10 protein-coding genes are annotated in these 11,960 nt (G+C 42.1%); 4 read left to right on the top strand and 6 right to left on the bottom strand.

Annotation, left to right across the window (positions count from 1 at the left end):
* Positions 1-100: 100 nt before the first annotated feature.
* The 5 genes from AB9N12_RS01025 to AB9N12_RS01005 all read right to left on the bottom strand — a co-directional run bounded on the left by AB9N12_RS01025 (position 101) and on the right by AB9N12_RS01005 (position 3,221).
* Positions 101-877, bottom strand: coding sequence for an amidohydrolase (locus AB9N12_RS01025; protein WP_369889085.1), 777 nt, complete (start codon positions 875-877; stop codon positions 101-103).
* Positions 878-892: 15 nt separating this feature from the next.
* A complete protein-coding gene (locus AB9N12_RS01020) occupies positions 893-1,447 on the bottom strand; it encodes a 1-acyl-sn-glycerol-3-phosphate acyltransferase (protein ID WP_369889084.1) in 555 nt (184 codons plus the stop codon).
* Positions 1,444-1,725, bottom strand: a complete 282-nt coding sequence (locus tag AB9N12_RS01015; protein ID WP_369889083.1) for a hypothetical protein — start codon at positions 1,723-1,725, stop codon at positions 1,444-1,446. The genes AB9N12_RS01020 and AB9N12_RS01015 overlap by 4 nt, the downstream gene beginning before the upstream one ends.
* Positions 1,726-2,183: 458 nt before the next feature.
* Positions 2,184-2,468 (bottom strand): AAA family ATPase, encoded by a 285-nt coding sequence (locus AB9N12_RS01010; protein WP_369889082.1) that lies wholly within the window; start codon positions 2,466-2,468, stop codon positions 2,184-2,186.
* 114 nt (positions 2,469-2,582) lie between these two features.
* Positions 2,583-3,221 (bottom strand): HU family DNA-binding protein, encoded by a 639-nt coding sequence (locus tag AB9N12_RS01005; protein ID WP_369889081.1) that lies wholly within the window; start codon positions 3,219-3,221, stop codon positions 2,583-2,585.
* 326 nt (positions 3,222-3,547) lie between these two features.
* On the opposite strand from AB9N12_RS01005, the gene AB9N12_RS01000 reads away from it, so the two are divergent.
* On the top strand, positions 3,548-3,730 hold the full coding sequence (locus AB9N12_RS01000; protein WP_369889080.1) for a hypothetical protein: 183 nt from the start codon (positions 3,548-3,550) through the stop codon (positions 3,728-3,730).
* Here the strand turns inward: AB9N12_RS01000 and AB9N12_RS00995 are convergent.
* A complete protein-coding gene (locus AB9N12_RS00995) occupies positions 3,727-5,943 on the bottom strand; it encodes a patatin-like phospholipase family protein (RefSeq protein WP_369889079.1) in 2,217 nt (738 codons plus the stop codon). The genes AB9N12_RS01000 and AB9N12_RS00995 overlap by 4 nt on opposite strands.
* Before the next feature lie 272 nt (positions 5,944-6,215).
* On the opposite strand from AB9N12_RS00995, the gene AB9N12_RS00990 reads away from it, so the two are divergent.
* The 3 genes from AB9N12_RS00990 to AB9N12_RS00980 are packed head-to-tail and all read left to right on the top strand — an operon-like array spanning position 6,216 to position 11,881.
* A complete protein-coding gene (locus tag AB9N12_RS00990; RefSeq protein ID WP_369889078.1) occupies positions 6,216-7,388 on the top strand; it encodes an efflux RND transporter periplasmic adaptor subunit in 1,173 nt (390 codons plus the stop codon).
* Between the two features lie 3 nt (positions 7,389-7,391).
* Positions 7,392-10,496: an efflux RND transporter permease subunit gene (locus tag AB9N12_RS00985; protein ID WP_369889077.1), complete on the top strand. Its 3,105-nt coding sequence runs from the start codon at positions 7,392-7,394 to the stop codon at positions 10,494-10,496.
* Entirely contained in the window at positions 10,496-11,881 is a 1,386-nt protein-coding gene (locus AB9N12_RS00980; protein ID WP_369889076.1) for an efflux transporter outer membrane subunit, read from the top strand. The genes AB9N12_RS00985 and AB9N12_RS00980 overlap by 1 nt, the downstream gene beginning before the upstream one ends.
* Positions 11,882-11,960: the final 79 nt, after the last annotated feature.

Here is an 11,960-nt window from a genome sequence, read left to right as displayed (position 1 = left end):
TTCATGACAAAGATACAAAAGAAGTCTATATAATTAACTATTGAGTTCCAGGTATTGTTGCTGCAAGAATCTGTTTTTAACATTTGTTGTTTTGCTCATGTCACAGATGGAATTCGTCTGCATCTTTCCATACCGGGAACTTCTCTCTGAATTGCTTGAGAGTATTCAGATTAAGACTCACAGTAGCTATTCCTTCCTTTGCATCTGGGAATGAGCCGATTTCTTCTCCGAAAGCCGAATAAACTCTGCTTCCTCCATTATATGTAAGCTGATATCCATCTATACCCACTCTGTTGACACCGCATACATAACATTGATTTTCCAAAGCACGTGCTCGGAGTAGAGTGTCCCAAACCAGACGACGGGGGATAGGCCAGTTGGCTACGTATATTAAAAGGTCATACTCGTTATTTATGTTCCGGCTCCATACAGGAAAGCGGAGATCATAGCAAACTAACAGGCGGATATTCCATCCACGGTAGGGGATGATAAGTCGTTTATCACCGGCCGAGAAATATTCAGCTTCCCTTCCCATACGAAACAGGTGGCGTTTGTCATAATAGAATTCTTCTCCTTCCGGTGTCAGGAAGAATGCCCGATTATAGAACCGGTCGTTTTCAGTTGCTATGTAGCTTCCACAAATAGCTAGCTGAAATTGGGCAGCCCATTGTTTGAGTGTTGTAATGGTCGTTCCGGAATTTGGCTCCGCCAGCATTTTACTCTGCATGCTGAATCCGGTGGAAAACATCTCCGGTAAAACAACAATCTCCGTTGTTTCACGAAGACCTTGTAGCTTTTCGTAGAGTAAACGGAGATTTTCTTGTTTATTTTCCCAAACGATATCGGTTTGTATGATGGAAATGCGGATAGACTCCATACTTACTAATTGAATTTAAAACTCTCCCAGAGCAAAATTCTCCGGATGCTTTCCCTTGAAATCCTTGAAGTAAAGTTTGATTTCTTTCATATCTTGATTAATATCTCCTGACGGTATAATAACTTTTGTTGCCGAGATCGTTTTCTTGCTGTAATCAATGCCAATCAGAATGATAGGAACCCGGGCTTTCAAGGCTATAAAATAAAAGCCCTTTTTCCAATTCGGATTCGCTTTGCGGGTTCCTTCGGGAGTAATAGCCAAATTAAACTTTTTATATTCAGCAAATTTATGAACCATCTGATCTACTAGCGAAGTTTTTCGACTGCGGTCAACAGGAATTCCACCCGCTGCTTTGAAAAAAACTCCAAGCGGAAAGAAAAACCATTCTTTTTTCATCATGAAACTTGTTTTACGGCCTATAGCACCATAAAATAGTTTTCCAATAAATAAATCAAGGTTTGTCGTGTGTGGAGCGGCACATATCACGCATTTATCATAATTAGGTACCGTAACATTTGTCTTCCAACCCAACAGTTGGTAATAGATAAAGCTATAAATTGCTTTCTTCATTTCTGTTTGTTGTTCAGATTTCCGATGGCTTCGATAATCTCGTTAATCTTAGCATTAAAGTCTGCACGGAATTTCTTATAAAAACCTTTCACGTTGCCCGGTTCTGTGTGGCTGATACGAGTAACAAACTCATCTTGCATTTTCAGTACTTCTGTCATCAGTTCATCAGCTTTCGCTTTGTCTGTGCCGGGGATGAACATGCTGTTGATTAAACACTCGGTGAATAATTCTCCTGCAATATAGTTTACGTTCTTTTTAAGTTCTCTTCTGCTTGCCATAATCTTTATATTTAATGGTGAATAATAAAATACCTGCGGTAAAGATAGGTACTTTCTTTGATTTGGACGAATAATGATGGGAAAAAATGAAAAGTAAGAGGTTTTTGTCTGCTTTCTTTGTTTCCGATTTATGATAAGGCTTGCTCCATGTCGCAACAACCATTTCTTTGGTCATTCCGGTATTTACTTTCCTGAAATACTCCCTTCACTTTTTCTCTGTATCCTTTATCTGATAGGAGAATATGGGTGAAGGGGGCTCTTTCAATCATCTTTTCACTCGAATAATTTTGCCGGGTTAATGCTTAAGAACTGCTCGGTTTTCATTCCTCCTTCTCCGATTACAAAAGTTGCATAAGGATGATACAAATTGCGCACTTCTTCAAGTCCCGCATTGTACGTTTCACTGTTGCTTTTTACTTCGATTGCTACAATCCGGCTTTTCTTTTTTAGTATATAGTCTACTTCTTTATTTTTTGAATCTCATCGATTATCAGAATGAAATCAGGTAGCTTTTCAACCCGCATTTGGACTCTTGCAGTATTCCAACAATCTGAAATCCAAGATGTTTGCGTAGCTGGAATGTTGTCTGCCGAATAGATTTGATAAGGTATTTTCAGATCATTGACTACCTGTTTGATAACCGTGGTCTTTCCCACTTGACGAGGTCCTAATACCATTTGTAGAAAATGCCGGGGCTCTTTCAGTCTTTCTGTAATGATTTGATATTGTGCTCTTTTATACATGCTTTTTGATTTTGCTCAATAGGTAACGCAATTTTACTCAATCTATTCATTAGTTTTACTCAATAGATAGTGTAAATATACATAATTAATTGCCATACACTCTGATATTGTTCTTTATTCTTTGTATTTTATGTCTACAGAAACTTTGTAGTTACCAGGTACCGGTGTATAAATAGGTTGATGAGTAGTCCCTTTATTTTGCAGTTTCTTTTCTGCAATCAGCCTTTTTATATGCCGATAGGCGGTGATCTGTGTCATCCCACAGAGATTCTGGAAGTCTTTTCGGGTGATTATTTGGTTTTCGGCAAAATATTTCGTCAATTCCATATCTATCTCTACTTCAGAAAGTCCGGCAGAGTGTGGTTTGTATTTCGAACGTTGAAACTGCATATCTGACAGTTCTGCTTTAAGTTCCTTATCTGCTTTGAATTTGACAGCTTTTAATTTGACTTTATGTATCCGTTTAGCTTTGGGGTCACGTATTTCTTCTTTGCAACTAAGAGTGATTTGTAAGTATCCCAATCCTTCGATATGTACTTTCTTTCCCTCTTTGAGGCATTGGGCTACTTCATATTTTAATTCTTCCAGTGTCGCTATTATATCCGATGGACTTAGTGAACAACGATTGTGAATCCGATACGCTAACTTCTCTGTATTCACAGTTTCAAAGCTGATCGGACGGGCGTGGTATCTCACTTTGTTTTTTCTTTCCTTCGGCATGGGAGTCTTGTATAATTCAAATTGTACTGACATAGTCTTTCCTTGCTCTTTAGATATTAGTAGATTATCTTCTTGATGTTTCTTAATTTTTTCTTGGATATTTATTATTTATCATTATTGTGATAAGTGCTTATCATTGCAATGAAACTTTATTATCATAGCTATGATAAGATATTATCATGACTGTGATAAGATATAAATATCTGCATCAAAGATAAGGTTTAATTAGGAGATAAACAAGTAATAACCCTATAAAACGATAAGTTTATATTTATGAAAATGAGGAGGTTAAAAAAAGTGGCGGATCGTATTGTGGAGATATTATATTCGTACTCATTAAACATTAAAAACGGAATTTTGTGAACAAGAAAAGTGTATTGTCCGATGAACGTTACTGGTTCACAAAGGAGGAAGAACAGAAACTGCAGAGGAATAATCTGTCTTTTTATTGTCAAAGTCCGGCACAAATTTTGGTAACGGTAGGGATAGAGCGTAAACATACAAATTGGGGTAATGTGTATCAGGTAATTGTATTACATTAGAAATAATATCCTAAATTTACAAAGCAACTTCCTTTGTCCGTCTGATTGGAGTATCCCAACGATATTTCCAACGGTCCGAAGATACTGTCCATTCCGTAGCCTGCACTGATGCCGAATAATTGCTTACCTTTTAATATATCGAAGAAAGTGCTATTCGTTAGCCCGTAATTACCCGTCAGCGTGAGATAATGAATGGCTCCCATGCGTTGTCTGAATTTAATAGAGGCGATCATAAGGGTGTTGTCCATTAACTCCGGATTGGTAACACCGGCAAACGGTAATTGCTGTGGAATATAGAAGCCGGGTACGTCACCGCCAATGGCATTTTGCAACGGATAAGGAAAATTTTTTCCAATCAGGATACGTCCATAAATGGAAGGAATGATGGAGAAACGACGGGTCACAGGGATCACACTTGCCCACGAAGCATTCAGTGCTGAAAATGGAGCGTGTTCATTGTATTGTGCCATGTTATCCGTATAGAGCGAGTAGGCGGCTCTGAAGTCACTTCCTTTAGAAGGGAAGCGTCCTTTATCATAAGTATTATATTGTACTTGGGCAAAATAACTTAAAAAATGTTCCGATTCCACTTTCAGGTCGGAGATTTCAGGTTTCTTGAACAGGAAATCCTTGTACTTGTAATATTCGAAACGCAGACCGAGTCCGAAACGGAAATTCTTGTACCATACATCGGAGAAACCGAATTCGGCCAAATGATATTTATACGTTGTATTATAGGCGCGGTCGCCTTCCTCGTAAATATTGATATCGTTGTATTGGAACATATACGAGAAGTTGAAATTACGTTGTTGCATGGGTTCCAACGTGTAGTCTATGCGGGCGGCATATCGTTTGCCCAACCGACCGGTAAGAGCCAATCGGGAAGGAATATGAGTTTTGAGGTCTGCCGTTGCATTGACCAACAAAGATGCGATCTCTTCCGAGTCGAAACGGATGCCCAGATTGATTCTTCTTTCATATTTTTCCTGCAACAGGAAGTTGAGGTGATAACCTTCAGGTGTTTCTTTCAACGTATAACTAGCACTGGAATAGGACTGACTGCCACGTAACTGATACAGGGCCTGTTCTATTTGTTGAGTGGAAATTTCACTATTTTCTTCCAGTTTACATTTCTTCATCAGCCATTTTTTGTCATTCATTTCTACTCCCGAAAATGAAATGTCTGTTACATAAATAGTGCGTGCATTGGAAAGAGAGGAATAGGGACCGTGTGGTTTCGGAATGTAGTCTTCGGCTATTCCTATTTTCTTTTTTAAGGCAAGCAACGAACCCCATTGGTCTTTTGCAGCTTCTTCGCCTCTTCGCATCAGCGTATCAATAGCAGCCGGAGTAAAACTGGCAGATGAATATCCGTCTACATTGACACGGATGTAGGTATCGGTAAGGTCTACATTCTTCTCATGGTTAGATTGACAAGTGATGTCTACAATCTGACCCAGAATGTCGGGGACGCTATTGAGCTTGTCGGCCTTCTTTAGAGCATTCTGCACGTCTACTCCGATGATAATATCGGCTCCCATTGCTTTCACTACATCCACCGGATAGTTGTTTACAATACCACCGTCCACTAACACCATGCTGTCTTGCCGTACCGGAGTGAATACACCGGGGATAGCCATGCTGGCGCGCATGGCAGTAGAAAGTATTCCGTTGTGGAATACGATTTGCTCTCCGTTGACAACATTGGCAGCCACACAGGCAAAAGGAATGGGAAGTTTATTAAAGTCGATCGAGTCATGATACCCCACGGTAAGATCTGAAAATAGATTAGCCAGATTCTGTCCTTTCATGATTCCTCCGGTAGCGGTATCTTTGGGCCTTTTGGTAAAAGGGATAGAGACTGTATATTTTTCAGATTGCTCACGATCTGTTAATGACATGGCGCTTCTTTTGATACGATCACTCAACAGGAATGTCCAATCTTGTTTCCGTACCATACTGTCCAATTGTTCCGGAGTATAACCGATGGCGTAAAGACCGCCTACGATGGCTCCCATACTGGTACCGGCTATATAGTCGATCGGAATTCCGGCTTCTTCGATCACTTGCAGTGCTTTGATGTGTGCTATTCCTTTGGCACCGCCACCGCTTAGAACAACACCTACTTTTTTTCTTTGCTCTTGAGAATGCAAAGAAAAAGGCAATAATAAGCCAATGGATAAAATGAATGTTGAAAAGATTTGTTTTTTCATTAGGACATGGTCTAGTGTTAATGTTTAATATGATACAAATGTAGAGCATAATTTGTTTAGTTGTTGAAAAGGGAATTAAAAAAATGTTTCTAAAAGTCGGAAATGTGGATCTTTTCTACACCATACAGCAGATTTCCACACTTTGGCAAAAAGAAGAAGAGAATGTAAAGCTTTGATTGTAAGCGAATAATGTATATGGCGTATTTGGGGTATACGAATTGCATAAAAGAGTAAAGAACAAACATAAGTTAAATTAAATAATAAGATTCGATATGAGAGTATTCTTTTCGAAACATGAGTTGAAACTGAGGAGAAAAAGAACCATTGCTGCTATTATATGTATGGTAGTTGTGTTAGGGGTGTATTGGATACTGACCCGACCTCAGAAGGCTACACCGGAAATGCCGACAGTCATAGTAGGACCGGTAGTGAAAGATGATGTAGAGATATACGGGGAGTATGTGGGGCGTATTCGTGCCCAACAGTTTGTCGAAGTACGTGCCCGTGTGGAAGGTTATCTGGAAAATATGCTTTTTGCCGAAGGTACGTATGTCAATAAGAATCAGGTTTTGTTTGTAATCAATCAGGACCAGTATCGTGCCAAAGCAGATAAAGCCAGAGCGCAATTAAAAAAAGACGAAGCGCAAGCCTTGAAAGCGGGACGTGATTTAAAACGTATCCGTCCGTTGTTTGAGCAGAATGCTGCAAGCCAGTTGGACTTGGATAATGCGGAAGCTGCTTATGAAAGTGCCGAGGCAACGGTAGCCATGAGTGAGGCAGATTTGGCACAGGCTGAACTGGAGCTGGGCTACACCATTGTCCGTTCGCCTTTGGCGGGACACATTAGTGAAAGAAATGTGGACTTGGGTACGTTAGTGGGACCTGGAGGAAAATCATTGCTTGCTACCATTGTGAAGAGTGATACGGTGTTGGTTGATTTTAGTATGACGGCACTCGATTATCTGAAGAGTAAAGAGAGAAATATTAATTTGGGACAGCAGGATTCTACCCGTTCCTGGCAGCCCAACATTACCATTACATTGGCGGATAACACGGTCTATCCGTTCAAAGGATACGTAGATTTTGCCGAACCGCAAGTAGACCCTCAAACCGGTACTTTCTCCGTACGTGCAGAAATGCCTAATCCGAAACAGGTATTATTGCCGGGACAATTTACAAAGGTGAAATTGTTGTTGGATGTTCGTGAAGGAGCACTCGTTGTCCCGATGAAAGCTGTTATCATCGAAAAGGGTGGAGCATATATCTATACGATGCGCAGGGATAATGCAGTAGAGAAACGTTTTATCGAATTAGGACCGGAAGTCGGGAATAATGTAGTGGTAGAAAGAGGATTGGCAGAAAGAGAAATGGTGGTTGTGGAAGGATTCCATAAGTTGACTCCGGGTATGAAAGTACGTTTGGGTGATAAAGCGAAAGGAGAATAAACGATGAAAGTTACTTTTTTTATAGATAGGCCGGTCTTTTCGATTGTAATCTCCATCGTGATTGTGATTATCGGCATTATTGGCCTGACAATGCTTCCGGTGGATCAATATCCACAGATTACCCCTCCGGTAGTGAAAATCAGCGCTTCTTATCCGGGCGCGAGTGCACTTACTGTATCACAGGCTGTAGCTACTCCGATTGAGCAGGAAATCAATGGTACTCCGGGGATGCTTTACATGGAGTCGAATAGTTCTAACTCCGGAGGTTTTTCGGCAACTGTCACTTTTGACGTATCTGCTGATCCGGATTTGGCAGCTGTTGAGATTCAGAACCGTGTGAAACTGGCAGAATCCCGTCTGCCGGCGGAAGTGATTCGGAATGGCATTTCGGTAGAAAAGCAGGCTCCCAGTCAGTTGATGACGCTTTGTTTGACTTCTACTGACCCCAAATTTGATGAGATTTACTTGAGTAACTTTGCTACGATTAATGTGCTCGATGTGATTCGCCGTATTCCCGGGGTGGGACGTGTATCCAATATCGGTAGCCGTTATTATGCCATGCAGATATGGGCGCAGCCGGATAAGCTGGCAAACTTCGGACTGACCGTACAGGATTTGCAGAATGCACTGAAAGATCAGAATCGTGAATCGGCAGCGGGTGTGCTGGGACAACAGCCTGTACAGGGATTGGATATCACGATTCCTATCACGACACAGGGACGTCTTTCCACTGTAGGACAATTTGAAGATATCGTAGTGCGTGCCAATGCGAATGGTTCTATCATTCGATTGAAAGATGTGGCACGCGTATCGCTGGAAGCTTCTTCCTATAATACAGAGAGTGGTATCAACGGTGAAAATGCTGCCGTGCTTGGAATTTATATGTTACCGGGCGCCAATGCAATGGAAGTGGCCGAGAGAGTAAAAGAGGCGATGGAGGAGATTAGCAAGAATTTCCCGGAGGGATTGAGCTATGAGATTCCATTTGATATGACGACCTATATTTCCGAATCTATTCATGAAGTGTATAAGACGTTGTTTGAGGCGTTGGTATTGGTGGTTCTGGTAGTTTATCTATCCTTGCAGAGCTGGCGTGCAACATTGATTCCGGTAGTGGCGGTGCCTATTTCATTGATCGGTACTTTTGGATTCATGCTAATTTTGGGTTTCTCACTGAATATCCTGACATTGCTCGGATTGATCCTTGCCATCGGTATTGTGGTGGATGATGCGATTGTGGTGGTGGAAGGTGTGGAACATATTATGGAAACGGAACACTTAAGTCCTTATGAAGCTACGAAAAAAGCGATGAACGGACTTACCAGTGCTTTGATTGCCACTTCGCTGGTATTGGCGGCTGTGTTCGTCCCGGTTAGCTTTTTAAGTGGGATTACAGGACAGTTGTATCGTCAGTTTACAGTGACAATTGTAGTGTCCGTACTTATTTCTACGGTGGTGGCTTTGACATTGAGTCCGGTGATGTGCTCGCTGATTCTGAAGCCGGATAGCGGGAAGAAAAAGAATATTGTTTTCCGGAAGATTAATGAATGGTTGGGTATCGGTAGTAATAAGTATATAGCGGCTGTAACTCGTACAATTAAGCATTCTCGTAGAGTTTTGAGTGCTTTTGGTATGGTATTGATCGCTATCATGTTGATTTATCGCATTATTCCCACCAGTTTCTTACCTGTGGAAGATCAGGGATATTTCAAGGTTGAATTGGAATTGCCGGAAGGAGCTACTCTGGAACGTACTCGTATCGTGACAGACCGTGCCATTGCTTATCTGGAAAAGAATCCATACGTTGAGTATATACAGAATGTAACGGGAAGTAGTCCGCGTGTCGGAAGTAACCAGGGGCGTGCAGAACTGACAGTGATCCTGAAGCCTTGGGAGGAACGGAAGAATACCACTATTGAGAAGATCATGCATACGGTGGAAAAACATCTTGAGGAATATCCGGAATGCAAAGTCTATCTCTCCACCCCTCCGGTTATTCCGGGATTGGGTAGTTCGGGAGGTTTTGAGATGCAATTGGAAGCTCGTGGAGAAGCCACTTTTGATAACTTGGTAGACGCAACAGATACATTAATGTATTATGCATCCAAATGCAAAGAGTTGGCGGGCTTGTCATCTTCTTTGCAGTCGGAAATTCCACAACTCTATTTTGACGTGGATCGAGACAAAGTGAAGATGCTGGGTGTGCCTTTGGCTGATGTGTTTTCTACCATGAAGGCTTATACCGGTTCGGTGTATGTGAACGACTTTAATATGTTCAACCGTATATATAAGGTTTATATTCAGGCAGAAGCTCCTTACCGGGAACACAAAGACAATATTAATTTGTTTTTTGTGAAAGCCTCTAATGGAGTGATGGTACCATTGACTTCTGTGGGGAATGCATCATATACCACAGGACCGGGAAGTATCAAACGTTTCAATATGTTTACTACAGCCGTTATTCGTGGAGTGGCTGCGCAAGGATATAGTTCCGGACAGGCGATGGCGATCATGGAACAGATTGCCCGTGAGCATCTTCCCGATCATATCGGTCTGGAATGGAGCGGCCTCTCTTATCAGGAGAAGCAGGCGGGTGGTCAGACAGGTATGGTGATGGCACTGGTGTTCTTGTTCGTTTTCCTCTTCCTTGCCGCACAATACGAAAGTTGGACAGTGCCTATTGCCGTGTTGCTTTCTTTACCTGTAGCTGCTTTGGGAGCCTATTTAGGAGTTTGGGTTTGCGGATTGGAAAACGATGTTTATTTCCAGATTGGCTTGGTTATGCTGGTCGGACTTGCCGCTAAGAACGCGATTTTGATTGTAGAGTTTGCCAAGGTACAGGTAGATAAAGGTGAAGATCTGGTGCAGTCGGCCATATACGCAGCCCAATTGCGTTTCCGTCCGATTCTGATGACCTCTCTTGCCTTTGTGCTTGGAATGCTTCCGATGGTACTGGCAAGCGGTCCGGGCTCGGCAAGCCGGCAGGCAATCGGTACGGGGGTATTTTTCGGAATGATATTTGCTATCGTATTTGGTATCATTCTTGTGCCCTTCTTCTTTGTGATGGTGTATAAAACAAAGTCGAAAATCTTAAAACAGAAGAAATAATGAAACGAAAGAAACTATATATTGCTATCCTGTTACTTGCCGGAATACTGACTTCCTGTAAGGTAGGGACAAGGTATGTCCGTCCTGATCTTCATTTACCCGATAGCTTGGAAAGAGCACAGGATTCGGTCAGCTTCGGTGACCGGGACTGGAAAGATATTTATACGGATGTTACATTGAGAAGTCTGATAGAGCGTGCGCTGGATCACAATAAAGATATGCTGATTGCTGCTGCCCGTGTGAAAGAAATGGCTGCACAGAAACGAATTTCTACGGCAGCATTGCTTCCGAATATTAAAGGTAAAGTGACAGGGAAACGAGAACTTGAGAATCATGGAGGAGATGCTTTCAAGAGATCGGATACTTTTGAAGCACAATTCCTTGTTTCATGGGAACTCGATTTTTGGGGAAATCTACGCTGGGCACGTTCGGCCAGTATTGCCGAGTATCTGCAATCTATTGAGGCGCAACGCGCATTGCGAATGACTATTGTGGCTGAAGTGGCGCAGGCTTACTATGAGTTGGTAGCTTTGGATACAGAGCTTGATATTGTCAAACAAACGTTGAAAGCCCGTGAAGAAGGAGTACGTCTGGCACGTATCCGGTTTGCCGGCGGATTGACTTCCGAGACTTCCTATCGGCAGGCACAAGTAGAGTTGGCACGTACGGCAACTTTGGTTCCTGACTTGGAACGTAAAATCTCTCTGAAAGAGAATGATATTGCTTATCTCGCGGGTGAATATCCTAATAAGATAGCCCGTTCCCGTTTGCTTCAGGAATTTAACTCTCCGGAAATACTTCCTGTAGGGTTGCCATCCACTTTGTTGGAACGCCGTCCCGACATTCGTCAGGCAGAGCAGAAGCTGATTGCTGCCAATGCAAAAGTAGGAGTGGCCTATACGAATATGTTCCCGCGTCTTGCCTTGACAGGCGGTTTCGGTAATGAAAGTACTTCTTTGTCGGAGCTCCTGAAATCTCCCTATGCAATTATGGAAGGAGCTTTATTGACTCCTATCTTGGGCTGGGGAAAGAACCGTGCGGCATTGAAAGCGAAGAAGGCCGCTTATGAGGGCGAAGTACATAACTATGAGAAATCCGTACTGGAAGCGTTCAAGGAAACACGTAACGCAATTGTCAACTTCAACAAGATCAGGGAAGTGTACGAACTTCGTGCCAATCTGGAACGTTCGGCCAAGAGCTACATGGAATTGGCACAATTGCAATATATCAATGGGGTCATCAACTATCTGGATGTATTGGATGCCCAACGTGGATACTTTGATGCCCAAATCGGATTGAGTAATGCCATTCGTGACGAGTTGATTGCGGTGGTTCAACTTTATAAGGCTCTTGGTGGAGGCTGGGAGCAGAATCCCTGGAATTAGATGATAAATTAGCTCGCTGATTTTCATAATTCGGAAAAAAGTGCGAAATTTGCAACGCTTTTCAAGTTTGACAAGAAAT

It is taken from the genome of Bacteroides sp. AN502(2024) (assembly GCF_041227145.1).
In the GTDB taxonomy this organism is placed as follows: Bacteria; Bacteroidota; Bacteroidia; order Bacteroidales; family Bacteroidaceae; genus Bacteroides.
The sequence above is the reverse complement of the archived record's forward strand: the minus strand, read 5'-3'. Positions and strand labels throughout refer to the sequence as shown.

Excerpts from the sequence above, each read along its gene's own strand:
- AB9N12_RS00985 (WP_369889077.1), top strand. The coding sequence starts at position 7,392 with ATGAAAGTTACTTTTTTTATAGATAGGCCGGTCTTTTCGATTGTAATC.
- AB9N12_RS01010 (WP_369889082.1), bottom strand. The coding sequence starts at position 2,468 with ATGTATAAAAGAGCACAATATCAAATCATTACAGAAAGACTGAAAGAG.
- AB9N12_RS01005 (WP_369889081.1), bottom strand. The coding sequence starts at position 3,221 with ATGTCAGTACAATTTGAATTATACAAGACTCCCATGCCGAAGGAAAGA.
- AB9N12_RS01015 (WP_369889083.1), bottom strand. The coding sequence starts at position 1,725 with ATGGCAAGCAGAAGAGAACTTAAAAAGAACGTAAACTATATTGCAGGA.
- AB9N12_RS01020 (WP_369889084.1), bottom strand. The coding sequence starts at position 1,447 with ATGAAGAAAGCAATTTATAGCTTTATCTATTACCAACTGTTGGGTTGG.
- AB9N12_RS00995 (WP_369889079.1), bottom strand. The coding sequence starts at position 5,943 with ATGAAAAAACAAATCTTTTCAACATTCATTTTATCCATTGGCTTATTA.
- AB9N12_RS00990 (WP_369889078.1), top strand. The coding sequence starts at position 6,216 with ATGAGAGTATTCTTTTCGAAACATGAGTTGAAACTGAGGAGAAAAAGA.
- AB9N12_RS01025 (WP_369889085.1), bottom strand. The coding sequence starts at position 877 with ATGGAGTCTATCCGCATTTCCATCATACAAACCGATATCGTTTGGGAA.
- AB9N12_RS00980 (WP_369889076.1), top strand. The coding sequence starts at position 10,496 with ATGAAACGAAAGAAACTATATATTGCTATCCTGTTACTTGCCGGAATA.